This window comes from Arthrobacter sp. Soil_N43 (genome assembly GCF_057655195.1).
Genome location: NZ_JBDGML010000106.1, coordinates 58,066 through 84,690 on the forward strand (window position 1 = coordinate 58,066; position 26,625 = coordinate 84,690).

General features: G+C 65.8%; 25 protein-coding genes. 8 read left to right on the top strand and 17 right to left on the bottom strand.

The features are described from left to right. Positions 1–30: 30 nt before the first annotated feature. The 6 genes from AC3A3W_RS14955 to mtrA all read right to left on the bottom strand — a co-directional run bounded on the left by AC3A3W_RS14955 (position 31) and on the right by mtrA (position 7,562). Positions 31–1,257, bottom strand: coding sequence for a winged helix-turn-helix domain-containing protein (locus AC3A3W_RS14955; protein ID WP_487443813.1), 1,227 nt, complete (start codon positions 1,255–1,257; stop codon positions 31–33). A gap of 29 nt (positions 1,258–1,286) precedes the next feature. Continuing rightward, on the bottom strand, positions 1,287–2,012 hold the full coding sequence (gene hpf, locus AC3A3W_RS14960; RefSeq protein WP_205655379.1) for a ribosome hibernation-promoting factor, HPF/YfiA family: 726 nt from the start codon (positions 2,010–2,012) through the stop codon (positions 1,287–1,289). A gap of 172 nt (positions 2,013–2,184) precedes the next feature. Continuing rightward, a complete protein-coding gene (locus AC3A3W_RS14965; protein ID WP_487443814.1) occupies positions 2,185–3,084 on the bottom strand; it encodes a ComF family protein in 900 nt (299 codons plus the stop codon). 86 nt (positions 3,085–3,170) lie between these two features. After that, a complete protein-coding gene (locus AC3A3W_RS14970; protein WP_487443815.1) occupies positions 3,171–4,889 on the bottom strand; it encodes an LpqB family beta-propeller domain-containing protein in 1,719 nt (572 codons plus the stop codon). Continuing rightward, on the bottom strand, positions 4,886–6,913 hold the full coding sequence (gene mtrB, locus AC3A3W_RS14975) for an MtrAB system histidine kinase MtrB (RefSeq protein WP_487443877.1): 2,028 nt from the start codon (positions 6,911–6,913) through the stop codon (positions 4,886–4,888). The genes AC3A3W_RS14970 and mtrB overlap by 4 nt, the downstream gene beginning before the upstream one ends. Continuing rightward, a complete protein-coding gene (gene mtrA, locus AC3A3W_RS14980; protein ID WP_205655381.1) occupies positions 6,888–7,562 on the bottom strand; it encodes an MtrAB system response regulator MtrA in 675 nt (224 codons plus the stop codon). The genes mtrB and mtrA overlap by 26 nt, the downstream gene beginning before the upstream one ends. Before the next feature lie 153 nt (positions 7,563–7,715). Between mtrA and AC3A3W_RS14985 the strand changes: the two genes are divergently transcribed. Continuing rightward, entirely contained in the window at positions 7,716–8,444 is a 729-nt protein-coding gene (locus AC3A3W_RS14985; RefSeq protein WP_487443816.1) for a DUF4166 domain-containing protein, read from the top strand. Between the two features lie 15 nt (positions 8,445–8,459). Here the strand turns inward: AC3A3W_RS14985 and AC3A3W_RS14990 are convergent, their stop codons facing one another. Beyond that, a complete protein-coding gene (locus AC3A3W_RS14990; RefSeq protein ID WP_487443817.1) occupies positions 8,460–9,503 on the bottom strand; it encodes a uroporphyrinogen decarboxylase/cobalamine-independent methonine synthase family protein in 1,044 nt (347 codons plus the stop codon). 3 nt (positions 9,504–9,506) lie between these two features. Then, the gene (locus AC3A3W_RS14995; RefSeq protein WP_487443818.1) at positions 9,507–9,956 is read right to left on the bottom strand and encodes a chorismate mutase; all 450 of its coding nucleotides are present in this window, start codon (positions 9,954–9,956) and stop codon (positions 9,507–9,509) included. A 113-nt stretch (positions 9,957–10,069) separates the two neighbouring features. Here AC3A3W_RS14995 and AC3A3W_RS15000 point away from each other — a divergent pair, with 113 nt between their 5' ends. Beyond that, the gene (locus AC3A3W_RS15000; RefSeq protein WP_487443819.1) at positions 10,070–10,729 is read left to right on the top strand and encodes an NADPH-dependent F420 reductase; all 660 of its coding nucleotides are present in this window, start codon (positions 10,070–10,072) and stop codon (positions 10,727–10,729) included. 104 nt (positions 10,730–10,833) lie between these two features. Here AC3A3W_RS15000 and AC3A3W_RS15005 read toward each other — a convergent pair whose 3' ends face one another. The 5 genes from AC3A3W_RS15005 to mnmA all read right to left on the bottom strand — a co-directional run bounded on the left by AC3A3W_RS15005 (position 10,834) and on the right by mnmA (position 17,809). Beyond that, on the bottom strand, positions 10,834–12,525 hold the full coding sequence (locus tag AC3A3W_RS15005) for an ABC transporter ATP-binding protein (protein WP_487443820.1): 1,692 nt from the start codon (positions 12,523–12,525) through the stop codon (positions 10,834–10,836). A 20-nt stretch (positions 12,526–12,545) separates the two neighbouring features. Next, positions 12,546–13,571, bottom strand: a complete 1,026-nt coding sequence (locus AC3A3W_RS15010; protein WP_487443821.1) for an ABC transporter permease — start codon at positions 13,569–13,571, stop codon at positions 12,546–12,548. A 1-nt stretch (position 13,572) separates the two neighbouring features. Next, positions 13,573–14,664: an ABC transporter permease gene (locus AC3A3W_RS15015; RefSeq protein ID WP_487443822.1), complete on the bottom strand. Its 1,092-nt coding sequence runs from the start codon at positions 14,662–14,664 to the stop codon at positions 13,573–13,575. A 125-nt stretch (positions 14,665–14,789) separates the two neighbouring features. Then, positions 14,790–16,421, bottom strand: a complete 1,632-nt coding sequence (locus AC3A3W_RS15020; protein ID WP_487443823.1) for an ABC transporter substrate-binding protein — start codon at positions 16,419–16,421, stop codon at positions 14,790–14,792. Positions 16,422–16,666: 245 nt separating this feature from the next. Further along, positions 16,667–17,809 (bottom strand): tRNA 2-thiouridine(34) synthase MnmA, encoded by a 1,143-nt coding sequence (gene mnmA / locus AC3A3W_RS15025; RefSeq protein WP_487443824.1) that lies wholly within the window; start codon positions 17,807–17,809, stop codon positions 16,667–16,669. Between the two features lie 220 nt (positions 17,810–18,029). On the opposite strand from mnmA, the gene AC3A3W_RS15030 reads away from it, so the two are divergent. Continuing rightward, entirely contained in the window at positions 18,030–19,283 is a 1,254-nt protein-coding gene (locus AC3A3W_RS15030; RefSeq protein WP_487443825.1) for an NAD(P)/FAD-dependent oxidoreductase, read from the top strand. On the opposite strand, the gene AC3A3W_RS15035 is transcribed toward AC3A3W_RS15030, so the two are convergent. Together AC3A3W_RS15035 and AC3A3W_RS15040 are read right to left on the bottom strand one after the other, a co-directional pair. Further along, positions 19,262–20,491, bottom strand: coding sequence for a cysteine desulfurase family protein (locus tag AC3A3W_RS15035; RefSeq protein WP_487443826.1), 1,230 nt, complete (start codon positions 20,489–20,491; stop codon positions 19,262–19,264). The two genes, AC3A3W_RS15030 and AC3A3W_RS15035, sit on opposite strands and share 22 nt — an antisense overlap. Before the next feature lie 23 nt (positions 20,492–20,514). Next, on the bottom strand, positions 20,515–21,189 hold the full coding sequence (locus tag AC3A3W_RS15040) for a helix-turn-helix transcriptional regulator (protein ID WP_487443827.1): 675 nt from the start codon (positions 21,187–21,189) through the stop codon (positions 20,515–20,517). Positions 21,190–21,281: 92 nt separating this feature from the next. Between AC3A3W_RS15040 and AC3A3W_RS15045 the strand changes: the two genes are divergently transcribed. Continuing rightward, entirely contained in the window at positions 21,282–21,698 is a 417-nt protein-coding gene (locus AC3A3W_RS15045) for a hypothetical protein (RefSeq protein WP_487443828.1), read from the top strand. A gap of 24 nt (positions 21,699–21,722) precedes the next feature. Here AC3A3W_RS15045 and AC3A3W_RS15050 read toward each other — a convergent pair whose 3' ends face one another. Continuing rightward, positions 21,723–22,442, bottom strand: coding sequence for a hypothetical protein (locus AC3A3W_RS15050; RefSeq protein ID WP_487443878.1), 720 nt, complete (start codon positions 22,440–22,442; stop codon positions 21,723–21,725). A gap of 218 nt (positions 22,443–22,660) precedes the next feature. On the opposite strand from AC3A3W_RS15050, the gene AC3A3W_RS15055 reads away from it, so the two are divergent. The 4 genes from AC3A3W_RS15055 to AC3A3W_RS15070 all read left to right on the top strand — a co-directional run bounded on the left by AC3A3W_RS15055 (position 22,661) and on the right by AC3A3W_RS15070 (position 25,791). Beyond that, positions 22,661–23,608, top strand: coding sequence for a J domain-containing protein (locus AC3A3W_RS15055; RefSeq protein ID WP_487443829.1), 948 nt, complete (start codon positions 22,661–22,663; stop codon positions 23,606–23,608). A 20-nt stretch (positions 23,609–23,628) separates the two neighbouring features. Further along, positions 23,629–24,096 (top strand): tRNA (cytidine(34)-2'-O)-methyltransferase, encoded by a 468-nt coding sequence (locus AC3A3W_RS15060; RefSeq protein WP_487443830.1) that lies wholly within the window; start codon positions 23,629–23,631, stop codon positions 24,094–24,096. 251 nt (positions 24,097–24,347) lie between these two features. Continuing rightward, complete coding sequence (locus AC3A3W_RS15065; protein WP_487443831.1) at positions 24,348–24,953, top strand: sigma-70 family RNA polymerase sigma factor; 606 nt, start codon at positions 24,348–24,350, stop codon at positions 24,951–24,953. Position 24,954: 1 nt separating this feature from the next. Further along, complete coding sequence (locus AC3A3W_RS15070) at positions 24,955–25,791, top strand: anti-sigma factor (RefSeq protein WP_487443832.1); 837 nt, start codon at positions 24,955–24,957, stop codon at positions 25,789–25,791. Between the two features lie 53 nt (positions 25,792–25,844). On the opposite strand, the gene AC3A3W_RS15075 is transcribed toward AC3A3W_RS15070, so the two are convergent. Continuing rightward, on the bottom strand, positions 25,845–26,621 hold the full coding sequence (locus tag AC3A3W_RS15075; protein ID WP_487443833.1) for a PIG-L deacetylase family protein: 777 nt from the start codon (positions 26,619–26,621) through the stop codon (positions 25,845–25,847). Positions 26,622–26,625 lie beyond the last annotated feature (4 nt).

A 26,625-nucleotide genomic window follows, 5' to 3' on the forward strand; every position in this document is an offset into this window, starting at 1 on the left:
GAGAGACGCAAAGGAGGTAGTCCTGTTCCCTCAGAGCGGATACTGCCGTCCTACGCCGTGAATGGCCGCGCCCACAGCAGCGGAGAGGTCTCCGGCCGGTGACACGATTACCTCGTCAAGTCCCAGCCACTCGGCCATCAGGAGCAGTTCGGCGGCGAGCTCGACGGCGGTGTCTGCCGGAGCGTCCGGCTCGCCGAAGCATGCCTTGGCCAGCAGCCTGCCGCCGGCGCGGTCGGTCTTCAGGTCAACCCTGGCCACGATGCGGTCACGCAGCAGGAAAGGCAGAACGTAATAGCCGAACCGGCGCTTCGGCTCAGGGGTATAGATCTCGATCCGATAGTGGAACCCAAACAGCTCCTCCAGCCTCCGCCGCTCGAAAACCAGGGAGTCGAACGGGCTCAGCAGGGCCCTGCCCGTTGCTGTCCGCGGCAGCCGGGCATCGACGTGCCGGAACACTTTTCGGTCCCAGCCGCGAACAGTGACCGGCTCCAGCCGTCCACTCTCAACAAGATGCTGGATGGATACGGCCGCAGCCTTCATCGGCACCCTGAAATAATCGGCAAGGCAGCGCACCGTCCCGATGCCGTGCGCCTGCGCCGCTGCGTCGATGAGCCTGTCCATGGCCGCCTGGGGATCAGGGGCCGCCTCCAGGGCCGCGGCCGGGAGCACGTCCTTGGTCAGGGCGTACCGGCGCTCGAACTGGTCCGTCCGCGATGCGGAGGCGACGACGCCCTCTTCAAACAGGTGCTCCAGGACGCGCTTGACCGCGTTCCAGTTCCAGCCCCAGTTGACGTTTTGGCGGTCCTCCACATGGCCGATGGCCGCTGTAAGCTCCGCGGCCGTCATGGGTTTTCCGGCGGCCAGGGCCTCCAGTACGAGGCGGGTCACGCCGGAGCGGAGCGCGGGATCCATGGCCGACGCTCCCACCCAGGTGCGGTTCTGCCACGTCACGAGGTCCTGGAAGTGTTCGGGCCGGATGAAACTCGCCTCATGGGCCCAGTACTCGACCATGCGCCGGGGATGCCTGCCCGCCATCTGCTGCAGGATGGTGCGGTCATAGTTGCCCAGCCTGGAGAAAAAGGGCAGGAAGTGGCTCCGCGCCAGGACATTGACCGAGTCGATCTGAACCAGCTGTATCCGGGCAAAGGTCCGGCCCACCGTCCGTGGGGTCACGGGTCCGGCGGGCCGTCCTTTGTCCAGTCCCTGGGCTGCCAGCGCGATCCGCCGGGCCTGTGTAAGGCTCAGCGTCGCAACCATGTCAGCCCTTTCGTTGTTAGGGCACCATCCTAGGCGGTTGCGGCCGCATCGTCAGAGCGGTAGGCGTGGATCTTCTCCTCGAAGGTGTTCTCGCCGGGCTCGCAGTAGTGGTCCAGGGTGATGACGCCGTACGTCCAGCCGCGGCGCCGGTACACAACTGAGGGCGCGTTCGTGGCCTTGTCCACGAAGAGGTAGAAGTCGTGCCCGATAAGCTCCATGTTGTCCACGGCGTCATCCAGCGTGAGGGAGGAAGCCGGGAATACCTTGCGGCGGATCAAAACCGGAGAATCTCCGGCAGGAATGTCATTTTCGACGTCGTAGGGCGACTTCTCGGCCGGCTCCGGCGCAGGCTCGGCGCGGTTGCTCGCTTCGACGTAAATAGGCTCGTTGGCGCTGGCGGGCTCCAGGGATGCCGTCGCCTCGCGGACCGCCTTGGGCGTGTGCCGCCCGTGGTGGACCTTCTTGCGGTCCTTTGCCCTGCGGAGCCGCTCCAGCAGCTTGTTGTAAGCGAGATCGAACGCGGCGAACTTGTCTGCGGCGCTTGCTTCGGCACGGATTACGGGGCCCCTGCCCAGGACTGTCACTTCAACTGTGAGCTGGTCGCCGGTCTGGCGCGCATTCGTTTCCTTGGAAACCTTCGCATCCACCCGCTGAACCTTGTCCCCAAGCGACTCGATCTTCGAGATCTTTTCGCCGGCGTATTCGCGGAATCGGTCCGAGACCGTCAGATTTCGTCCGCTGATCATGAACTCCATGGTGCCCTCCAAATGACTTCGGTGACACGACGGCGGCACTTCGTGGGGACGATCTGATTGACAGTCGAGCCCCTTTCCGAGCCGCTATCGAAAGGTACAACTGATCTTGGTACCCATACCCGACGTTAGTTCATAGCAACGAGTTATTCATCCTTTCGCCCTTTATTTTTTTCTATGACTCCGGTACCCGGCTGGGTGCCCCGGAGCAGTGCTGCGGCGGTGCTGCGTCGGGCGCGCGGGTGGCCGCCAGGACCACGGCGCCACGCACCACCGCCCCGGCCTGGTGAAGTGCCCGGGCGGCCTCGGCGAGCGTCGCACCGGTGGTCAGGACGTCGTCAACAATAATGCAGGGACGCCCCGCGAGCCCGCTTCCGCCCGCCGTCCAGCCAACCCGCATGGAGCCCCGTACCCTGCTGGCCCTCGCCCCTCGGCTCAGCCCCTTTTGACCGCTGGAACTGCCTGGGGCTGCCGCGGGCACCCTGATCTTACGGAGGACGTCATGACACTCCAGGCCGCCGAGGACGCGGCGGCGTTGGAGGTAGCGGAGCAAGAGGAGGACCGGCGTGAACCCGCGTTTCCGGTAGGCGCCGTTGCTGCTGGGTACCGGCACCAGCCAGATGTCCTGGCCCCCGCCCACGGCGGCGCGGATCGCCCCTCCCAGTGCCCTGGCCAGCGAGGCAGCCAGAGGTCCCTGGCCATGGCGTTTGAAGGAGAGCACCGACTGCGCCAGCTCTTCGCGGTAGATGCCCGCCGCCACCACCGGCAGCAGGACGGAGCCATCAGTACCCATCAGGGCCGGAGCTGAGGATTCGGCCCGGAACGGCAGCCGGGTGAGCAGCCGGATCTGCCGCTCACAGCCGGAGCAGATGGCCCTGTCCTCGTTACCGCAGCACACGCACTCGACAGGCACGGCCAGCGCCATCACCTCGGCCGCCGCCTCAGTCAGCAGGTCCGCTGCCCTCAGCAGCCGCCGCCGGTGTTCACTGCGGTGCTTAGCTCGTCCGGGCAGCTGGGGCACCAGGTCAGGGTCCCCTGCCGCGCTGCGGACGGGTTCCGCGCATCGGGTCTCCACGCAGCAAGCATTGCCTGGAGAAGTGCGCTATGGAAGACGCTCCCGCGCCCTTGTGGAAAACTCCGGAATCAGCCGGGGAACCTTAATCAGCCCGGGAACGAGGGGTCCGTGGGTCCCTTCAGCTGCGGTGACCAGCCGTTTCCCAGCCTCTGGAAGATGCCGTCCGCGGACTGGGCGTAAATTTCCTCGGATCCGTTCCCGGCGCTGAGGGACACCAAACCGCGCCACGGCGCGAGCTTCTGTGGCTGGGTGGACGTCAGGGAAAGCAGTTCGGGAGCGACGTTCGCCGAGACTGAGCCGTCCATCACCGCTACCGTCGTGTCACTGACCCAGACACCTTGGTCCGGGCTGGTGCTCGACTGCAGGGTGATCGGCGACGTCAACTCCTTGGGGGTCCCGTCGGCGCCTCGAATGATGCCGGTCACCTGCACCCGGGTCACACCGTTCTGTTCGGAAATGACCAGCGCGCGCACGCCCTCCCGCGAGATGCGGAAATCGTTCACGGTACGGCCTGCCAGCCAGGACGGAGTCAGCGTCACGGACGGCACGGTGGAACCTTGCGCTATTCCGGTGGGGCGGAATGCCGTGAGTTCGGTGACTCCTTGCGCGCCGGGCCCCGCAGTCCAGACCCAGTCCTGCAGGCCGAAGGACGGGCGGGACAGCGTGCGCCGGGTGATCAGGGCCCGCGGGGCCTGCCCCGGAACCATGGAATACAACGTGCTCCGGGTGCTGTCCAGGAACGCCACGGACTGCGAGACCGGCGATTCGGCCGGCGCCCGGGGCTTCAGCCCCGCAACGGACTGCATGTCGGGCAGCGGCGAAATTCTGTTGTTCTCGTAGCGCACCAGCTCGTTGTTGCTGATGGCGATCTGGCGGGCCGGAACATTCCTGTTCTGAACCGGCGGCAGCACCGATCCGTTGTCCTCAACGCGCACCAGGTCCTGGTTGGCCCGGAGCTCCACGTTGATGACGTCCGGCTGGCTGCGGAACGTCAGGGCCAGCTGGGTCTGCATCCTCAGCCTGTCTTCAGTGGAGGCTTCGGTGAGTTCCTTGGCGGACAGATCCACCTGGGCTGCTCCCGAGACAACAGGCACGGATTCCCGCGCCAGCTTCATTCCAGACGGGAAGGCGCTGACCACGGCGCCCTTGAGATACGGTGCCGGCCCGCCCAGCAGGGCGCTGGTCATCGACTTGACGGTCTTCTTCTTGATGAACCAACGCACGTCGGGGACGGCATAGGTGAACGTGGGGTCATAAAAGTAGATGGGATAGGCGCCGTAGATAACCTTGAACGTCTCTTCGGGGATGGCGGTGCCGTCCGGAAGCTTGGATATTCTCCACTCCCCGTCGACCTGGGCCAGCGTGACAGGGATGCTCTCCTTGGTGCCTTCCGGCATCTGGGTGGCCACGCCGTCGGCGTCCACGGAATAGGCAACATCCAGTTCGTAGTTGAAGACCCCCTCGACGCCGGTCCTCACCACCCGCTCGGAACGGAAAACCAGCGTGCGCTGGTCGGGCTTCCAAGCGACCGACGACGCCTGGGTGAGGTACTGGCGTGCCACGGCGTAGTCATCCTCGTAGCCGCTGCCCGCCAGATAGAAATCCTCGATGACTGCTTCCGGGCTGGACCCGGTGCGGGGCGCAACGGGGAAGAAGACGGGCGCGTTGGGATTTCCCGCGCTCTCATCGGTGCTCTTTCCCACCGGACCAGACCGGGGGATCTGTGCGCACGACGCCACGAAAAGAAGTACGACGGCGGTGATCGCCGCCCCTAAGCGGCGCACCGCCGACGGCCTCACCCTCATGACCTCTCCCCCGTGGCGGCTCTTTCCGGGGCAACGTCGCCGGCGGGCGCGGCGTCAGTTTCGCGGGGCGCTGCCGTTCCCTGCTGCCCCTCGGGGATTCCGTCCGTTTCCGGATTGCCCAGTACGAGGACGGTGCGGTCAACGGCACCGGGCAGGGCGACATCCGCGGGTTCAAGCTGCAGCGGTGACTTCGTGATCGTGCCGCCCTGTTTCAGGGGAAGGGTGAGCCGGAAGTTGGAGCCGACACCCTTGTTTCCCCAGGCCTGCAGCCACCCGCTGTGCAGCTTGGTGTCCTCTGTGGCGATGGACAGGCCGAGGCCGCTGCCTCCTGTGGTCCTGGCCCTGGCAGGGTCCGCGCGCCAGAATCGGTCGAAGACCCTGGCCGCTTCGGCCGGAGTCATGCCGATGCCGTGGTCACGGACGGTGACGGCTACCGCGGTCGCGTTGGACGCCACTGAGATGTTCACCGGCTTCCCTTCACCGTGCTCGAGGGCGTTCAGCACGAGGTTCCTGAGGATGCGGTCGATCCGCCGGGCGTCCATCTCCACCACGATGCTTCCCTCCGGGGCGTTCAGCGTCATGGCCGAACCGTACTCCTCGGCCACTGGCGTGGCGCCCTCCATGACATGGGAAACGAGCTGCACGATATCCGTGGCCTCCGCGTCCAGCATGGCAACGCCGGCGTCAAAGCGGGAGATCTCGAGCAGGTCAGCGAGCAGGGACTGGAAGCGTTCAACCTGGTTGTAAAGCAGCTCCGCTGACCTCTTGTTAATGGGGTCGAAATCGTCGCGGGCGTCGTACAGCACCTCAGCTGCCATTCGCACGGTGGTCAGCGGGGTCCGCAGCTCGTGGGAAACGTCGGAGACGAACCGCTGCTGCATCTGCGACAGCGTGGCAAGCTGGGTGATCTGCTCCTGGAGGCTGGCCGCCATGTGGTTGAAGGACGCCCCGAGCCGCGCCACTTCGTCCTCGCCCTTGACCACCATCCGCTCCTGCAGTTGTCCGGCCGCGAGCTTTTCGGACACGACAGCAGCATGGCTGACGGGGCTGACCACATTCCGCGTGACGTACCACGCGATGCCGCCAATCATGATGATCAGGGCGGCGCCGCCAGCCCACAGGACGTTTTGGATCTCGTCCAGGGTCTGCTGGGCGGTGTCCAGGTCGTAGATCAGGTAGAGCTCGTAGACGGTGCCGTTGAATGTCACCTTGTTGCCGACGGCGATGCCAGGACGGTCCTCGGTGCCCACCGGGAACTGCATGGACGCCCAGAACTGGTCTTTACCCGAGTCCTGGACGGCGGCCCGAAGATCCTTGGGAATGACGCTGACGGTCAGCTGGTCTGAAGCCCGAGACTCCACCCACCGGTTCCGGGGCTTTGTTTGTTCGGGCATCGCCTCAAAGACGTAGCGCCGCTGGATCACGGATCCTCTGCCTTCGACGGCATTCAAGGTGTCATAGACGAGGGTGATCACGCTGGACTGGTCGGTGACCTGGGCGCCGTCGAACGTATCCTGCACCTGCTTGACGTTGTACCGGGTCTCCGACTCCGCCTGCGTCAGCCGCTCCTGGAAGAGGTTGTTGGCAATCTGGTTGGACAGGTACGCCCCCACGATCGCAAAGGAACTCATTGACAGCAGCAGGGTGGTCAGGACTGTCCTGAATTGCAGGGAACGCCGCCACCTGCGCTGGAGGGCGCGCAGCAGGAACCGGATCCCGGGAAAGACCTTGTCCAGCCCTGTACGCACGAGCCGCAGGACGCGCAGCGAGACGATGAGGGCGCGCCGTTTCCAGATCCGCACGCGCAGCGGCAACCCGGCCAAGCCGCTTGAAAGGGCGTCGGTATGCTCCGGAGCGGTGTGTTCCGGAGCGGTGTGCCCGGGAGCAGTGTGCCCGGCAGTTGGGTGGGCAGCCTGCGCGTGGGGGCCGTCGGTGCCGCGCGGCGTGTCAGATCCGCCGGGGCCCTCGGGGGCTTCGGAGGGATTCTGGCCCTGGGGTTCAGGAACCTGCTTTATAGCCGACACCACGAACCGTCAATACTACTTCCGGCGCTTCCGGATCACGTTCAATCTTCGACCGCAGACGCTGGACATGGACGTTGACCAGCCGGGTATCCGCTGCGTGGCGGTAGCCCCAAACCTGTTCCAGGAGCAGCTCGCGGGTGAAAACCTGCCAGGGTTTGCGTGCCAGGGCGACCAGCAGGTCAAACTCCAGCGGCGTCAGTGAGATCCGCTCGCTGCCGCGGCTCACGGCGTGGCCCGCGACGTCGATGGTGACGTCCGCGATGCGGAGCGTCTCCGGGGCCTTCTGGTCGCCGGGCCGGAGCCGGGCCCGGACGCGGGCCACCAGTTCAGCCGGCTTGAAGGGTTTCGGCACGTAGTCGTCGGCACCGGATTCCAGGCCCCGGACGACGTCCGAGGTGTCCGACTTGGCAGTCAGCATGACGATCGGGACATCGGACTCCGACCGGATCTGGCGGCATACCTCGATGCCGTCTGTCCCCGGAAGCATCAGGTCTAGCAGCACGAGGTCCGGCTTCGAGGAGCGGAAGATATCCAGGGCCTGCCCGCCGTCCGCGCAAAAGACCGGCTCGAAGCCGTCATTGCGCAAAACAATGCCGATCATTTCAGCCAATGCCTCGTCATCGTCCACTACCAGAATGCGTGCCTTCATAGTTATATATTCCCTTATTGCCCTTGCTTTGTCCTATTGACGGCATCCTCGGCATGGCGGCGCGGCGGCATTTTCGGCAGGGGCCGTGGCACGGGCCAGCGGTGCAGCCCGCTAGGATGCAGCAGGACACGGCAAGCCCATCAGGAGGTTCCAATGACCATGCCGATCTACGAACAGGCTATGGGGGCAGGGTTCGCCCGGCTGCAGCCTGAACTCCAGGACTACTTTTCGCTCACCCCGGGTTCAGGCACGTATGGTGTGGGCGAAGGCACCTTTGACGTCGTCGGGTGCCGGCAACAATGGCTGCGGCCGCTGCTCCGGATGACGGCAGGAGAACAGGCATTTTTCCCCGAATACGGCGAAAGCGTGCCGTTCCGGATCGAAAACCATGCGCATCTGGACCCGTTCGGCCGCTCCAGCCTGACCGCCCGGCGGGAGATTTTCTTTCCCGGCCGCACCAGGATCTTTCAGGACACCACCAGCGTGTCTTCGGCGGCGTCCGGTGTTTCCGGCGGGCAGGCCAGGCTCGTGGACTATGTGGGCAGGTACCGCCGGCTGGTCACAGACCTCAACCTGAGCGCGACCCCGGAGGGCAGGCTCCGCGGCGTCTCCGGAGCATCCCGGCTGTTCCTGGGTCCGCTCCGCCTGCCGCTGCCTGCTGCACTCGACGCCAAGGCCTACGCCGAGCAGTGGTGGGAGCCGTCAGACGGGGACCGTGGCCGTCACCGCATCCAGGTGAAGGTGATCCAGCCGCAGGTCGGACTGGTGCTGGTCTATGCCGGGCACTTCGACTACCGGCTTGAATCGTATCCGGAGGGCAACGCGACGCCGGGTTTCCTGCCTGGATATGCCGCTCCCGATCGCTGGGAACAGCGGAGCTGACGGACCGGCGGTCCTTCAGCCCAGCGCCAACTGGTTCAGGGCGTCGGCAGCGTGGGTCAGCCGCGTGAGCACGGCGGTGGCGCCCGTGGGCGTAAACGTGTCGAGCCCACCGGACGGGGTAATCCTGAGCGTGCGCAGCGCTGCCGCAGGTAGACCGAGCTGCCGCCAGGGACGCCACACCGCGTCGGCAACCTCGCTGGCCTTCGCAAGGTCCGCCGCGGGGTTTTCCACGGCCAGGGCACCCGCCCACAGTCGTTTGCCCGCCTCAACGGCCTCGGCCAACTGCTCCCATTGGCGTGACGTGAGCGCTTTGAGGGGAACGGCGATGCCGTCCGCACCGGCCGCGAGGATCCGATCAATCGGCGCCTCAATTTCGGGCACCGAAATGACCACCTCGGCGGCGCCGGCGGCGCGGAGTGCGTCAACCACAACGCGCCAAAGTTCCGACACCTCCTGGCCTGGAACCGAACGCAGCGTCCGGTAGCCACTGGACGTAGGAATGGTGCCGCCCAGCACGGAGGCGATGTCCGGTTCGTCAAGCTGGACCACCAGCCGGGCGCCGGGAACAGCACCCCCTACCCGGGCCAGGTGCTCCCCCACTCCGGCGGCAAGGGAAGCGGCAATATCGCGACGGGCACCATAGTCAATCAGCGCGCGCTCACCGTTGTGCAGGTGGAGCCCGGCCGCCAGGCTCAACGGGCCCCGCAGCTGGACCTTGAAGTCCTGAGCCGGATTGTCCTCTTCGCCGGCAACGTCCGCGAGTACGTTGATGTCGGTGGAGAGCGCCGACTTCGCCCGGATAAGGTCACGCCCCGGACGGTCAACGATGCGCCAGCCGTGCGGCTGCACGTCCACTGCCATCTCAACCAGGAGGGATGCTGTACGGCCGATGGCGTCGGCGCCTACTCCGCGGCCAGGCAGTTCGGCAAGATACGGAAGGTGCGGGCTGCCAAGTTCACCGCGGATGCTGCGGGTGGCTTCAACCGGATCCTGCCCGGGCCACGGTCCGAGCGCGGTGGCTGTGACCTCACGCTGCTGGGGCTCTTCTGCTGCAGGCACGGCTTAGGCGTTGAGCGGCGTCGTCGGGCCTGCGGCGGGGCTGGCCGGCCCGCCACTCTCGGCTCCGACCCCCCGGCCGGCGGCATTATGGTGGTCCTCGGCGATGGCCTCATGGTGGCGGATGACCTCGCCGATGATGAAGTTCAGGAATTTCTCCGCGAAGGCGGGATCGAGCTGGGCGTCTTCGGCGAGCCGCCGGAGCCTGGCGATCTGGGCCGTTTCACGGCCGGGGTCTCCCGCAGGAAGCCTGTGCGCGGCCTTCAGAAAACCCACCTTCTGCGTTGCCTTGAAGCGTTCCGCCAAGAGATACACAAGGGTTGCATCGATGTTGTCGATGCTGGACCGGATCGACAACAGCTCCGCCATCACTGCGGGATCCACATGCCCGGCCAGCGAACTCGCGGCGGGATCGTAGGACTCACTGTCAGGCAGATCATGGTTTAGCTCGGTCATGATCCCAGTCTATGGGCACGGCTGGAATCTCTGCCGGTGTTAAGCTGCCGTCCGTGCCGGCGCCGGACGGACAATGTAAGTGTTCCGGAACAGACCGATGACGGAGGTTGGACATGAGGATCGCAGTGCTGGGCACGGGCATTGCAGGGAGGACCCTGGCGGGAAAACTCGTGGAGATCGGGCACGCCGTCACCATGGGGTCCCGGACCGCCACCAACGAGGCGGCCGTGCAATGGGCCGCCGGCGCCGGGCCGCTGGCCAAAGCCGCCACTTTCTTCGATGCGGCTGCGGACGGGGAGGTAGTGATCAATGCAACGCCGGGCACGGTGTCCCTGGACGTGCTGGCGGCGGCGAGCACGAGGAACCTCGACGGCAAGGTGTTGATCGACGTGGCCAATCCGCTGGATCATTCGGCGGGCTTCCCGCCGTCACTCTCCATCGCGAATACGGACAGCCTGGCGGAAACCATCCAGCGGGCCTTTCCCACCGCCAGGGTGGTGAAGGCCCTGAACACCATGCGTGCCGATGTCATGGTGGCACCGGAGCGGCTGGCCGGCGGTGACCATGACGTCTTTCTGGCCGGCGATGACGCGGACGCCAAGGAAGTGGTGCAGGGGCTGCTCGCGGAGTTCGGATGGCGGCCGGAGCACATCCGGGACCTGGGCTCCCTCGATGCAGCACGCGGAATGGAGATGTGGCTGCCGCTCTGGCTGCGGATTTTCCTCACCCAAGGCAGCAATAGACCGTTCAACATCAAGGTGGTTTCCGCATAGCGTCGGCCAAATGTCCGCAGAAGAAAAGAGCGCCCACCCTGCTGCGATGAGGGCGGGCGCTCCTTTGGCATTTCTTGGGCACTCCTGAATAAATGGGCTCCGGTTTAGATGCCCAGCAAGGCCCGGTGGTCTTCCCTGCGCCTCGCCTGCTCGGTGGGATCAGGCACCGGAAGTGACGCGATCAGCCGCCTCGTGTAGTCGTGCTGCGGCGCTCCCATCACGTGGTGGCCGATCCCCTGCTCCACCAACTTGCCTTTATAAAGCACGCCGACCCAGTGCGAGAGCATGTCCACGACGGCAAGGTCATGGCTGATGAACAGCGCCGCGAACCCGAACTCCTGCTGGATGTCCTTGAACAGCTCAAGGACCTTCGCCTGCACCGAAACGTCCAGGGCCGACGTCGGCTCATCCGCGATCAGCAGCTTCGGGTTCAGGATCAGCGCCCGGGCCAGCGACGCCCGTTGGCGCTGTCCGCCGGACAACTCGTGCGGAAACCGGTCGGCATACGACGCCGGCAGCTGGACCGATTCGAGCAGCTCCCCCACGCGCCTGCGCGCCTGAGCCGGGGTTGGGTTCGTGTGGATGATGAGCGGCTCCGCCACGCAGTCCCCGATGGTCAGCTGGGGATTGAAGGATGCCGCAGGGTCCTGGAACACGAAACCGATTTCCTTGCGGAGCGGTTTGAACGTCTTCTCCTTGAGGTGCAGCATTTCGTAGCCCAGCACGTTCAGGCTGCCGCCGGTAGTCCGGTTAAGGCCCGCGATCGCCCGCCCAATGGTGGTCTTGCCGGAGCCGGATTCACCCACCAGACCGAAAACCTCGCCCTCTGAGACGGTGAAGCTGACGCCATCCACGGCCCTGAAGGCGGGTGTGCCCAGCCGGCCGGGATACTCGATGGTGAGGCCCTTGGCCTCGACCAGGACCTTTCCGCCCTGATGGGCCCGCTCCACCATCCCTTCGGAGGCCGAATGACGGCCAAGGTGGGGAACGGCTGCCAGCAGCTTCTTGGTGTAGGCCTGCCGGGGTTCGGCGAACAGCGACTTGGCGGGGGCCTCTTCCACGACGTCGCCCTGGTACATCACCACGACGCGGTCGGCCAGGTCAGCCACGACGCCCATGTTGTGCGTGATGAGCACGATGGATGTCCCGTACTTGTCCCGCAAATCCCGCAGGAGCTCCAGGATCTCCGCCTGAACCGTGACGTCCAGGGCGGTGGTGGGCTCATCCGCCACGATCAGGCCGGGGTTCAGTGCAAGCGCCGCGGCGATGACCACGCGCTGCTTCTGCCCGCCCGAGAACTGGTGCGGGTAGTAGTTCACGCGGTGCTCCGGATCGGGGATCCCCACTTTGCGGAGTGCGTCGATGGCCCTGGCCTTCGCCTCCTTGGCGGAGACGCGCTTGCCTCCGGGACCGCCTCCATGCGCCCGGATGCCCTCGGCGATCTGCCAGCCAACGGTGAAGACGGGGTTCAGCGCCGTTGACGGCTCCTGGAACACCATCGCCACGTCGCGTCCCCGGACCTGCCGAAGCTTGGCGGCGCTGATGCTGATGATGTTGGTGCCGTTGATGAGCACGGCGCCGCCGCTGGTGGCGGTCTCCGGCAACAGGCCGAGGATCGCCTTTGCGGTGACGGTCTTACCGGAGCCGGATTCGCCAACGATGGCCAGCACCTCGCCGGCCCGTACCTCGAGGCTGACGTCCTTGACCGCGTGGACGTCGCCGGCGTCCGTGGCGAACGTGACCTTGAGGTTGTCGATATCCAGGACGGGCTGCCCTGCCGGCTTGTGTTGGTCCATATCCGGACCCAGGTTGATGGTCAAAGCACTCTCGATTCTGCTTGCAGGGCTGCCTGGGCAGCCGCGGTCGAGTCGGGGCCGCCGGTGCCCGAGGCTGCCTTCCTGCGTCCCCGCAGGCGGGGATCGTTCAGGTCGTTGATGCTCTCCCCCACGAGCGTGAGGCCAAGCACGGTCCAGACGATCGCGAGACCGGGGAACACGCCCGTCCACCAGATGCCGGAGGTTGTGTCTGCGAGCGCCTGCTTAAGGTCGAAGCCCCATTCGGCGGCCGAGCTGGGCTCAATGCCGAAACCCAGGAAGCCCAGTCCTGCCAGCGTGAGGATGGCTTCGGAGGCGTTGAGCGTGAAGATCAGGGGCAGGGTCCGCGTGGCATTTCTATAGATGTGCCTGCTCATGATGCGGATATTGGAGGCACCCACCACCTTGGCAGACTCGACGAAGGGCTCCGCTTTGAGCCGGATGGTTTCCGCCCTGATGACGCGGAAGTACTGCGGGATGAACACCACGGTGATCGAGATGGCCGCCGCAAGCACCCCGCCGAGCAGGCTCGACTGCCCGCCGCTGATGACGATGGCCATGACGATGGCTACGAGCAGCGACGGAAACGCGTAAATGGCGTCCGCGATGACCACGAGGACGCGGTCCAGCCAGCCGCCAAGGTAGCCGCTTACCAGGCCAAGGATGACGCCCGCAAAGATGGACAGCACCACGGCCGCCACAATGACGAGAACGGCGGTCTGCGAGCCCCACACCACACGGGAAAAGACGTCATAACCGCCAACAGTCGTCCCCAGCAAGTGCTTCCCGCCGGGTGCCTGCTGCGCAGGAAAGCTGCCGGCCTCGTCGGACAGCTGCGAGTAACCGTAGGGGGCGATGAGCGGCGCGAAGAGTGCTGTCAGGAGGAAAATTCCGGTCAGGACGAGGCCCGTGACCAGCATGCCGCGTTGCAGTCCCACGCTCTTGTTGTAGTGCGAAATGACAGGAAGCCGCTTGATCAGGGGCGCCCTGTGGTCAAGGCTGGCCTCCACGGGAGGATTGGTGCTCATATCAGTACCTCACGCGGGGATCGATCAGCGCGGCCACGACGTCCACGATGAAGTTGGTGACGGCCACGATCACGGCCAGGAGCACCACGATGCCCTGCACCGCCACGAAATCCCGGGCGGTCAGGTAGTTGACCAGCTGGTACCCCAGGCCTTTCCACTCGAACGTGGTTTCCGTGAGCACGGCCCCTCCGAGGAGCACCGCGATCTGCAGCCCCATCACCGTGATGATGGGGATGAGGGCGGGCTTGAAGGCGTGCTTGGTGACGAGACGGTATTCACTGACGCCCCGCGACCGTCCGGCCTCGATATAGTCCCTGCCGAGGGTGCCGATCACATTGGTCCGGACGAGCCGGAGGAAAATTCCTGCCGTCAGCAGCCCCAGGGCGACCGCAGGCAGGACAGCGTGTGCCATGACGTCTCCCAGCGCGGCCATGTTCCCGCTGCGGACCGCATCCAGCCAATAGATCCCGGTTGGCGCCTGCAGCCCCGTGAGGGCCAGTTCACTGGAAGTCCTGGCACGCCCCGCCACCGGAAGCCAGCCAAGCCACACCGAAAAGGTGAGCTTGAGCAGCAGCCCCGCAAAGAACACCGGGGTGGCGTAGCAGAGGATGGCGAAGACACGCAGCACCGCATCGGGGGCGTGGTCCCTGCGGTGAGCCGCAACCATGCCCAACGGAATACCGACGAGCAGCGCGACGACGAGGGCGTTGACGGTCAGTTCAAGCGTGGCCGAACCGTAGGTGGCCAGCATCTCGACCACCCGGCGGTTGTCCGAGAGCGTGGTGCCGAAGTTGCCCGTAACGAGCTGTGCAAGATATTCGAAGTATTGGACGAACACGGGGCGGTCATAGCCCGCGGCGTGGATGCGCTCCTGCAGTTGGTCCGGGGGGAGCCGGCCACCCAGCGCAGCCGTGATGGGATCGCCGGTGATCCGCATCAGGAAGAACACCATGGTGACCAGGATGAAAATGGTGGGAATGATCAGGAGGAACCTGATGATCATGTACTGGCCGAGTCCCCCGCCGCCAGTTTTCTTCTTGGACGGTAGCAGTCCGTCGGCGTCGCCGGGCGGCGCCTCAATGAGAGTTGTCATACTTACCTAAGTCTTGGGTGCACTGCGGTCCCGGCCGGAGCCGGCCATGCATGCAGTGGCCGCGGAGGCGGGACGCCGGGTTGGCGCCCCGCCCCGTCGGCTGGCTGAATCCTGCAGGGACGGACCTACTTGGAGATCACTCCGAGCCGGGTCTTGAAGGACGCGTCGAGCGTCTGCTCAACACCCTTGACGTCGGCCCCCGCAACCATGAGCTGCGCACCCTGGAGGAGCGGCAGGGTGGAGAGGTCCTTCGCCACGGCCGTCTGGGCGTCCCCGAGGACCTTCTCGCGTTCGGCCTTGTCCACGGTGGTGAGCTGCTTCTTCACCAGGTCCGTGACGGCCGGGTTCTCATAGTGGTTCTTGAGGAAGTTCCCCGGCACGAAGAAGGGCGTGAGGTAGTTGTCGGCGTCGGAGTAGTCGGGGAACCAGCCCAGCTGGTACACCGGGTAGGCGTCGGCCGTGCGGGCCTTAGAGTAGGTGACCCACTCCGTGGACTGCAGATCAACCTTGAACAGGCCGGACTTCTCCAGCTGTTCCTTGATCATGGCGTATTCGTCTCCGGAGGATTTGCCGTAGTGGTCCGGGTTGTACTGGAGTTTGATGTTGACGGTGCCCGAGATCCCCGCATCGGCGAAGGCCTTCTTGGCCTTGTCCAGGCTGGGCTTTCCGGTGCCGTCGCCGTACATCTCCTTCAGCGGCTGCACCGCTCCGGCGAAGCCATCCGGCACTACCGAATATGCCGGCAGGTAGGTGCCCTTGTAGACCTGCGTGGCAAGGGCCTCACGGTCCACGATGTTCGCCATGGCCTGGCGTACCGCGAGGGCTTTCTTGGGATCGGCGTTGGATGTCTTGGCGCCAAAGGGCATGGTGTCGAAGTTGAACACGATGTAGCGGAGCTCGCCGCCCGGGCCCTTGTGCACCTTGACCTTGGAGTCCTTTTCCAGGTCGGCGGCGTCGGTGGCGGTGAGGCTTCGGCCGGCAACGTCGATGTTGCCCTGTTGCACGTCCAGCTTCAGATTGTTGGAGTCGGCGTAGTACTTGATGTTGGCGCCGTCGTTGGCAGGCTTGCCCAGCAGGCCCTTGTAGTCCGGGTTGGCCTTGAGGCTTACGAGTTCGTTCTTCTTGTAGCTCTCGATGGTGTACTGGCCTGCGAACGGCCTTGCCTTGACGATCTCGTCATCGCTCATGACTTTGTCTGCCGGAAAGACCTCCTCGTCGACGATCGGTCCGGAGTTGGCGGCGAGAACGCCCGGGAAGACCTGGTCGTTGCCTGCCTTGAGCGTGAAGACAACCGTGGAATCATCCTTGGCTGCAACGGACTTCAGGTTGCCCAGCAGTGAAGCCGGTCCGTTGGGATCGGCGATCTTGACCACCCGGTCGATGGAGAATTTCACGTCTGAGGATGTCAGCGCATGGCCGTTGGCGAATTTGAGGTCCGGCTTGAGCTTGACGGTGTATTCCGTGGGACTCGTGAACGACGCCGATTCCGCGATGTCGGGCGACGCGTCGGCGCTCCCCGGCTTGGCGTTCAGGAGGAACGGGTAAATCTGGTTCATCACCATGAACGATCCGGCATCGTAGGAGCCGGCCGGGTCGAGGGTAACTACTTTGTCGGTGGTCCCGTAGGTGATGGTTCCACCGGCGGCATCGCCGGTGGACGTTCCGCCGCCGGACGGGCCCGTGCAGGCAGTCAGTGCGAAAGCGGACATGCCTGCGAACGCGATAGCGCTCCGCACGGCTTTGTTATTCATTGCCATCTGTGAACTTTCTGTTCGATGAAGACGCGCGGAGCCCGGCATGAATAGTGCGGGCGGCGCGCTGGCCTGATGCCTTGATTGAATCAGACGGTTACCCGGTGAAACGTTGCATCCTGTGAGATGAGACACAAAATTTACCATAAGGAGGCTAGAAAGCTACTCGCGGGTACGAAAGACGGCCGGCGGAAAGATCCGCCGGCCGTCCTGGGGTCCGAGATGGGGTCTGGCTACTTCACGACAGTGGGCTACTTCAGCTCGGCGCGCTGCAGCGAGCGGGCGGCGTCGATCGTGGCTTGGCCAAGGACCCGGGTGCCCTGGTACAGCACCACCGTCTGGCCGGGGGCAACCCCCCGGAGCGGTTCAGTCAGTGTCACCACGAGGCTGTCGCGTTCCACGCCGCCATCATCGGCAACGCGCTCCACCCGGGCCCTCGCGGGAACGGGGTCGCCGTGCGCGCGGACCTGCGCATAGCAGTCGAAGTCGGCACCCGTGCCCACTTCTTCGATGGGCAGCCCGGCCCAGGAAACCTTGATGCCACGGATCTCATCGATGGCGAGAAGAGCCTCCGGCCCCACAACAACCTTGTTCTCCTTCGGCCGGATCTCGAGGACGAACCTGGGCTTACCGTCGGCGGCTGGCCGGCCGAGCTTCAGGCCGCGGCGCTGCCCCACGGTGAAGGCGTTGGCCCCGGGGTGCTCGCCCACTTTGGATCCCGACTCGTCCACGATGTCACCGGCGGTCATTTCGATTTTCTCCGCGAGCCATCCGGCGGTGTCGCCGTCGGGGATGAAGCAGATGTCATGGCTGTCCGGCTTGTTGGCCACGGACAGCCCGCGCCGTTCGGCTTCTGCGCGCACCTCGGCCTTGGACGGAGTGTCCGCGAGGGGAAACATCGAGTGCTTGAGCTGCTCATGTGTCAGCACGCCCAGGACGTAGCTCTGGTCCTTGGCCCAGTCAGCGGCGCGGTGCAGCTCGGGGTTGCCGTCGGCGTCATTGATCACCTTGGCGTAGTGCCCCGTGCACACGGCATCGAACCCGAGGGCGATGGCCTTCTCCAGCAGGGCAGCGAACTTGATGCGCTCGTTGCACCGCATGCAGGGATTCGGGGTGCGGCCCGCGGCGTATTCGTCGATGAAGTCCTGGACCACGTCCTCCTTGAACCGCTCGGAGAAGTCCCACACGTAGTACGGGATGCCCAAAACGTCGCAGGCGCGCCAGGCGTCGCGGGAGTCCTCGATGGTGCAGCAGCCCCTGCTTCCCGTGCGCAGGGTGCCGGGCATCCGGGACAGCGCCAGATGGACCCCGACGACATCGTGCCCCGCCTCGACGGCGCGGGCGGCGGCAACGGCGGAGTCAACTCCGCCGCTCATGGCTGCTAGAACTCGCATTGATGCTTTCTGTGGGCTGGTGTAGGGAGTGTCGGCGGGGTATCCCTGCCGCTCTGGGGAGCAGTGCGGCGAAACAAGTTGCACTGCCCGCTTCCTTATTCTATCGCCCGGAGCAATCGGACCTAAATTGCCTTGACGGCCACGCCGGACTCTTCTAACGTCAAAAGAACTGGTTTTAGAGTGCCGGCCCGCGTGGCCTGCCTGACGAATCGAGCGGACAATGTCCCCTGAGAACATCGTTATTGCCGGCGCGGGGCTGGCCGGGGCAACCGCCGCCCGCACGCTGCGCACCGAAGGTTTCCACGGCGACATCATCATCGCCGGAGCGGAGTCCCACCACCCCTACATCAGGCCGCCGCTGTCCAAGGAGTATCTGCTGGGCAAGGCCGGGGAGGACGCCGTGGAGGTCGTGCCGGAGAACTGGTACACGGAGAACAACGTCACCCTCCGGCTGGGTGTTCCGGTGACCGAAGTGGACCCGGCCGGACACACCGTCCGGTACGCCGACGGCACGTCCGAGGGCTACGGCGCCCTGCTGCTCGCCACGGGCGCGCTCCCCCGGCCCCTTAAGCTGCCGGGCAGCGGACTCGACGGCGTCAGCACTTTCCGGACGCTCGATGACAGCCAGTACCTGCGGGAGCAGCTCTCGGACGGCGGCCGCAACGTTGTCATGATCGGCTCCGGCTGGATTGGCATGGAGCTGGCGGCCGCGGCGAGCAGCTACGGCAACCACGTCACCCTCTTGGGGTTGGAGGAGGTACCGCTCGGTGGAGCCATCGGGCCTGACCTGGGCCGGTTCTTCCGGACTCTGCATGAGGGCAACGGCGTGCGGTTCCTGCTGCCCGACTCGGCACGCGAAATCACCGGCCACGCGGGCAAAGTCACGGGAGTGCTCACCGACTCGGGCGAGCGGCTGCCGGCGGACATCGTCGTCATCGCCGTCGGCGTGGTGCCGGACACTGCCTTGGCCGGCGCGGCCGGGCTGGAGCTCCGGAACGGGATCCTCACGGATGCCTCGCTGAGGACGAGCGCACCGGACATCTTCGCGGCCGGCGATGTTGCGAACGCCCTGCACCCGTTCACCGGGGAGCACTACCGCAGCGAGCACTGGGCCAATGCCCTCAACGGGGGCAAGGTGGCGGGCAAAGCCATGCTCGGCCAAGACGCAGTTCTGGACGCCATCCCGTACTTTTACACGGACCAGTATGACGTCAGCATGGAGTACTCCGGCTTTCCCTCGCTCGCGGCAGATGCCGCGCCGGTCATCCGCGGGTCCCTGGAAGCGAAGGAATTCGTCGCCTTCTGGCAGCGGAAGGGACGGGTCGTGGCCGGGATGAGCGTGAACTGGCCCAAATCCAGCAAGCCAAGCGCGCAGAAGACCATTAAAGCCCTCATCTCGGCGCGCTCGGACGTGGCCGCCGCAGCGCTGTCCGATCCGGCGGTGCCGTTTGATCAGCTGATGCCGGAATCCTGACGCGCCACGGTTCCGGCCGTCTGGATGGACGACTCGTGACCCGCCATTCCGGCCTGCCTGGCCCGGGCATACGCATCGGGCAGGGCCGCCAGGAGTGCGTCGACGTCCGCGTCGGTCGAGGGATGGCCGAGCGTAAAGCGCTGGGCTCCGCGGGCCGTTTCTTCGTCCAGTCCCATGGCAAGCAGTACATGGGACGGGCGGGGCACACCCGCGGTGCAAGCCGAGCCGGTGGATGATTCGACGCCGGCAAGGTCCAGGAGGAAGAGCAACGAATCGCCTTCGCAGCCGGGGAAGGTGAAGTGTGCGTTTCCGGGCAGCCTGCCGGGCCCGGGTGCTCCACGCAGGACAGCCGAAGGGACGGCGTCGTGAACGCCTGCGATCAGCCGGTCCCTCAGGCCGGAGATCCGGGCCGACTCCGCGGCCAGGTTCTTCGCCGCCGTCTGGGCGGCGGCGGCAAATGCCGCGATGGACGCTGTATCCAGGGTGCCGGAGCGGACGTCCCGCTCCTGGCCGCCGCCATGCTGGACCGGCGTGAGCTTCACCGCACGTCCCAGCAGCAGGGCCCCCACACCCACCGGCCCGCCGATCTTGTGGCCGGAGATGGACATGGCGTCCAGGCCGGAATCCTTGAAGTCCACCGGAATGGAACCGAATGCCTGAACCGCGTCGGAGTGGACGGGCACGCCTGCGGCGTGGGACAGCTCGACGATGCGCCGCACCGGCTGGATGGTGCCCACCTCATTGTTTGCCCACATGACCGTCACCAGGGCGATTGACTGCGGATCGCGGAGAAGTTCGGCTTCGAGGACGCCGAGGTCCAGCACCCCGTTCGAGTCCACGGGCAACCAGGTGACGTCGGCACCTTCATGCCGCTGCAGCCACTCCACCGTGTCCATGACGGCGTGATGCTCGACGGCGGAGCAGAGGATCCGGCGCCGCCCCGGGTCTTCGCTGCGCCTTGACCAGTAAAGTCCCTTGACCGCAAGGTTGTCGGCCTCGGTTCCGCCCGAGGTGAAGATAACTTCCGACGGGTGCGCGCCTGCGGCCGCGGCTATGGTTTCCCGGGCATCTTCGACGGAGCGGCGCGCCCGCCGTCCGGCGCCGTGCAGCGATGACGGGTTTCCGGTCCTGGCCAACTCGCGGGTCAGCGCGGCCAACGCCTCGGCGGCTATGGGCGTGGTGGCGGCATGATCCAGGTAAGCAGGCACGGGTTAATTCTACAAAGCCCTGGCTAGGGCCTGATCCTGGCGCAACAGCGTCCGGTGGACCGGTCCTCCTCCACCTTCTCTTCCGGCACTCCGCAGGCGGACGCGGCACCGCTGAGGAAAGCGCCGTTCATGGTGCACACGACGTCCGTGTGGCCCTCCGCCAGCCGGTGGAACGGACAGTTCAAGAGGACCATGCCTCCCTGCCCATCGGGAGCGGGACGGTAGCCGACGCGTGTCAGCAGCTGCTCCAGCGAGGTTCCTCCGCCTGCGGCAGCCTGCCCGCGGGCGTAGGCCGTGGCAACGAGCGCCTCGCCGACGGGACATCGGCCTGACATCGAGGACTCGATCGCCGATGCCAGGAGCTCCCCCGCCAGATCGTAGCTCCGGTCCGGGACGGACGCCCCCACTTCCTCAAGAGCGGGACGGTACAGCTTGGCTGGCCGGCCAGAACCGGGCCCGGCCTTGCCACCGAGCTTCCTGAATTCGACGGCGAGGAGACCATCCCGCACCAACCGGTCCAGATGGAACGATGCCGTGCTTCTCGGCAGATCCAGGGCGCCTGCGGCGTCGTCACGGCCAACCGCCGACTGGGCGGAGGCGACGTATTCAAAAAGGCGCCGCCGGGTCGCATCCCCCAGCGACGCCAGTGCAGCCAGCCGTTCCGCCCACGACAACTTCGTTCCTGGTTCACGGGTCATGACTCCAGCGTATCTCTAAAAACAAGATTCATTGCTAAATAGTCTGCAGACATCTAAAATCAAACTACCTACTTTTAGAAGGAGCGTGTGTCATGAAAACCTCAGCATTGACCGGAAACGCGGGTAGCCAAGCCGTGGCGCTGGAGCCGTCCCGGCAGGCGTTCCTGCTGTTGCGAACCGTCTTCACGGTAGCCCCCATCCTCTTTGGCCTCGACAAATTCGCCAATCTCCTCACCGACTGGACAACGTACCTTGCTCCGGTGGCCACGTCGGTGATCCCGGTGTCGGCGCAGACCTTCATGTATGCGGTGGGGGTCATTGAAGTCCTTGCGGGAATCCTGGTTGCCGTCCGTCCACGGATCGGCTCGCTGGTGGTGGCAGCCTGGCTGGTGGGGATCATCGTGAACCTGCTCATCCTGGGCAACTTTTATGACGTTGCCCTTCGCGACTTTGGCCTCTTCGTGGGCGCAGTCGCCCTGAACCGGCTCGCCACAGCCGCTGGAAAGTAGCGAAGCAGGGGGTTGGCCGCGCACCTACTCCGCAGGAGGCACGACGGCCAGCCAGCGTCCAACGTCTTCCCTCGCGGCGGCAAGGGCAGACGCCGATGGGCAGGCAACCGTCACGAAGACGGATGAACCCGCCTGCCCGAAGACCCTGGCGAGCATGGCGGCCTTGCCCTTGGGCAGGGCCGCACGCTCAAAAACCAGGACATCAACGGTCGGTCCCGGCTTGCCCGGCTCCCCGCCCCAGCGGAGGCTCGCCGGTTTCAGGTACTTCGGCAGGATCGTGGGATCGAGATAGGCGAAAAGCCTTTCCGTCGATTCCCGGTCATTGCCTGCCACGAGTGGCCACTGGTTAGTCCGGACCTTGGCCGCGGCCAGGCAGCCCTCGGAATTCCGGTATTCCCTGGCGCCTCCGGCGGAGGTCCCGGCACTCCGCCACCCCGGTGCCTCCGCCAGGCCTTCGGACACCTGCACCGGAACACCGCGCGCCAACGTGGCCCCGGCGGAAAACGGCATGCTGCGCGCGGCGACGGCGCCGGCGTCGTGACCGGGGGTGACGGTGGGAGCAGCCGGCTGCGGGGTGGCCGGCGTAGTTTGCCGGACACTGGGATCAGGGACGCCCACGCTGCAGCCGCCCAGCACTGCGGCGGCGACGGCGGCCAGCACTACCCGGGTGGAACGCGCCAGTCCCGTCCGCCCGTCCCGCCTGCCTGCCTGGCCGGTCCGGCCCAGTTCGCCTACCCCGGCCATCTCCACCTCACAAATTTAGCTATGCGACTGGCATCCGGCAGAAGCCCGGCCGCCACGTTCCTTCGAAGAGTCTAGACCGCGGTGGCCGCCCCTTCCTGGCCGGCAGGGAACCAGGGAGACAGGCACGGACGTTGTCTGACTAGTCGGGCATTGCCGCCCGATATGCTTGGCAGACCCGGCGGCGTGTGCGCCGGCAACACTCAACCGAAGGACCCTGCTTGACCGAGGGAAACAGCTCCCACTACGAGGTACTCCGCGTCCCCGTGACCGCAACGGACAAGGAGATCAAGGTTGCCTACCGCAGGGCGGCACGGGTCTCGCATCCGGACCACGGCGGTGACGCCGCCGCCTTCCGGCAGGTCACGCTTGCGTATGAAACCCTGATCGACCCGCGGCGCAGGGCTGCCTACGACCGCTCGTACGCGACGGGTCCCCGGCACCGGAGCAGGGAAGGCGCGGACGAGGCCCATTTTGATGCGCCGGCGGCAGGAAGCCATGCCTCTGCGACAATCCACCGGCCCGGCACTCCACGGAACACCTCCGGCGACGATCCTGTCTACGTGCCTCCGTTTGACCTTCCCGGGTCCGTTCCGCTGATCCCCTTTGACGTAGCCAGCCAGCAGGTCCACGGGATGCCAAGGAAGCGCGGCATCTTCGGGGCCGAGGCCCGGATCCAGCGTGAGATGCGCACTGTCCAGCTGATCAGCCGGCAGGTTCTTCCGGCCATTCCGGCCGCCCGGCTGATCAACGGGCTGCAGTCCCCGGCGGATAACAGCCACATCGACCACGCGTTGCTGTCTGGCTACCGGCTGGCTCTGATCGGATCCATGCTCCTGCCGAAGGGCGCCTATGCCTGGGACGGTGCCACCCTGAAGCACGGCAGCCGGTCCATCGCTCCCCCGCAGCTGACGCAGATGGTCTGGGCGATGCAGGACATCTTCCCCGAACTGAACGTGACCGGATGGACCGTGGTCCACAGCCCGGACGGCAACCTTCACGAGCCGGTCATTGACCATCACCGCCGGTCCCGCGCCTCCTCGGACGTGGTGCAGGTGGTCAACGCGGCAGGACTTGCCAGGGGGCTGAAGCAGTTCCTCGCTGCGGGTCCGGCCCCCAACACTGTCAATGTCCCGGTGCTGGCCAGGCTGCTGAGGGGGATGCACTGAGCCGGCACTAGGATGGAACGGTGTTCCGCATCCTCTTCCACACCCCTGAAATCCCGGGCAATACCGGCAACGCAATACGGCTTGCCGCCATTACCGGCGCCGAACTCCACCTCGTTGAGCCGCTGGGCTTCGATTTCTCGGATGCCAAGCTGCGCCGGGCGGGGCTCGACTACCACGATCTTGCCGTCGTGACCGTCCATCCGGACCTCGAGTCTGCATGGAAAGCCCTGCAGCCGGACCGGGTCTTTGCCTTCACTTCCGACGGCGAAAAGTCTTACACGGACATCGCCTACCGGCCGGGCGACGTCCTGCTGTTCGGCCCGGAATCGGTGGGCCTGCCGGAGGATGTGAAGAACGATCCCCACGTGACCTCGAGGGTGCGGCTACCGATGCTGCCCTCCCTGCGCTCCTTGAACCTGGCCAACGCGGCATCCATCGCGGTGTACGAGGCGTGGCGCCAGCAGGGTTTCGCCGGCGCCCAGGTCTGACAGGACCAGGTTGACAGGACCAGGCTGAACGGGCCCGGCCTGATCGGGCCGGCAGTTCATGTTCACGCATGGGAGCACCCATCCGATGCGCAGCCCGCACCGAATCACTGCTGAGGTCAAATCCCGGGGATGAGGTGCGGCAGGTGAGAACAGTGCGTGCGGGCAGGCCACCATCCGGTTTTGCCCGAAACAGTGCTGCCGTCTCCACGAGAGGCGCGCAGGGGCCGTCGGGCGACCTATGCTTGACAGTGATGGAAACTCCCAACGCGCCGAACTTTGACGCCCCAGCGCCGCCGGGCACCGCCGTCGACCTTAACCGCCAGCTGGCTGCATTGCTGGAGCGCATCGCCAACGGTGACCAGCCTGCCTTCGCCGAGTTCTACAGCCTGACCTCACGCCGGGTGTACGGCATGGCCAGGCGCGTCCTGATTGATCCGGAGCTCAGCGAAGACGCCACGCAGGAGGTTTTCCTGCAGGTCTGGCAGAATGCCGCCAAGTTCGACGCCGCCAGCGGAAGCCCACTGGCATGGCTCATGACCATCTCCCACCGCCGTGCCGTGGACAAGGTGAGATCATCGCAGTCTTCCAATGACCGAGAGGCCAGGTACGGTGCCGGCAACCAGGACATCGACCATGACTCCGTGGCTGATGAAGTGGATAGCCGGATGGAAGCCGACGCCGTGGTGCGGTGCCTGGGAACGCTTACCGAGACACAGCAGGAGTCGGTGCGGCTGGCCTACTACGGCGGACTGACTTACCGGGAAGTCGCCGAAAAACTCGGCGCCGCCATACCTACCATCAAGTCCCGCATCCGCGACGGACTGATCCGACTGAAGAATTGCTTGGGGGTGAGTTGAAATGACCGAATCGCACGATCCAAACGGCCGCCGGCTGCCGCGGGCGTTCGCTGCCGACATTTCCACTGACCTGACCGCCGGGCGCGCTGTGGAACTTGCCGAGGTTTACGCCTTGGACGCCGTCAGCGACGCGGAGCGGAGAGCCATCGACGAGTACGTTAAAACCGCTCCGGAGGCGGAGCGGGAATCGTTCAACGAACGCGTCCGCCAGGCCAGGGAAACACTGGCCGTGGCGTTTACCGCCGAGGAGGAACCTCCGGCGGACCTGTTCGGGCGAATCGTGGCCCAGCTTCCGGTGAACCCTGCCGCGGAGCATCATGGGGCACCGGCGGCGCAGCCGCCCGCGGCGGATGATCTTGCTGCCGCCCGGGAACGCCGCGACGTCCGACGCCGGCCCTCCGGCATGCGGAACTGGCTCATCGGCGTTGCTGCCGCCGCCGTCATCGCCCTGGGCGGCGTGGGCGTCGGCGCGTACATGGCCAACCAGAATGATCCCCTGACACAGGTCCTCCAGGCGCAGGACGTGCGCCAGGCGACCGTCGACGTCAGCGGCGGCGGCACGGCCACAGTCTCCATATCGCCGTCGAAGGACGCCTTGGTGGTGCGCATGAAGGACGTGCCGGCCCCTCCCCCGGGCAAGGTCTACCAGATGTGGCTGATTCCCAAGGACGGATCCACTCCGGTCTCCCAAGGACTGATGGATGCGGAGGCGCTGTCCAAGCCTGCCGTTGTCAAGGGCATCAGTTCCGCTGCCTCGCTTGGCATCACCGTGGAACCTGCCGGCGGCTCTTCTGCCCCGACATCCGCCACGGTCGCTGCGGCGCCGCTCAGTGCCTGAGCGGTGCGTGAGCGGCGCGCAGCCTGGGCAGGCGCCTGTTGTGACGCTTTAGCCTAGAACCCGGCGATCGTTCCCGGGCCGTTGACGGCGACGACATGGAAGGCCTCGGCGCTGCGCCCTTCGGGCAGGCCGGCCCGCTGTGCATTGAGCACCATGCCGTTCCGCACCGTGTTCTCCATGGCTGCGGCATCGGGATGCTGGCTGACGTGGACGTGCAGCGCCGCCAGCTTGCTCTCCACGTGCTCTGTGACATCGACGAAATGGTTTTCCCGCTCCTCCGGCCCGGCAAACAGCCACAGCCAGGGAACCTTGTACGCCTGCAGCCCGGACTCGGCGAGCTCAGGATAGGCGTAGGGGTTTTCGACGGCGGGATAGATGGCCCGCGTGACAGCCTCGCCCACGGCAAGGTGGTCGGGGTGGCTCTTCTGGATGCGGTTCCAGTTTCGTGCGGGATGCAAGGTCAGCACGACGTCGGGACGGAGTTCGCGGATCAGCTTCACCACTCCCCACATCACGAGATGGTTTGGTTCGAGGAACCCGTCCCGTTCGTGGAGGTAGTGGATGTCGGTGACCCCGACAAGTGCTGCCGCGCGCTCCTGCTCGGCGGCCCGCAGGGCAATGATTTCTTCCCGGTGGGCAGGATCGAACCCGCCCGCATCGCCGTCGGTCATGATGCAGTAACTGACCTCGACGCCGGCGGCGGTCCAGGCGGCGACGGTGCCGGCCGCACCAAAGTCGATGTCGTCAGGGTGGGCCGCGAAACAGAGCACCCGCTCAACCCGGTGCTTGTCCGGGTTGAACGGGCTCTGCGCTGGAGCGTGGGCGGTCAAGGAA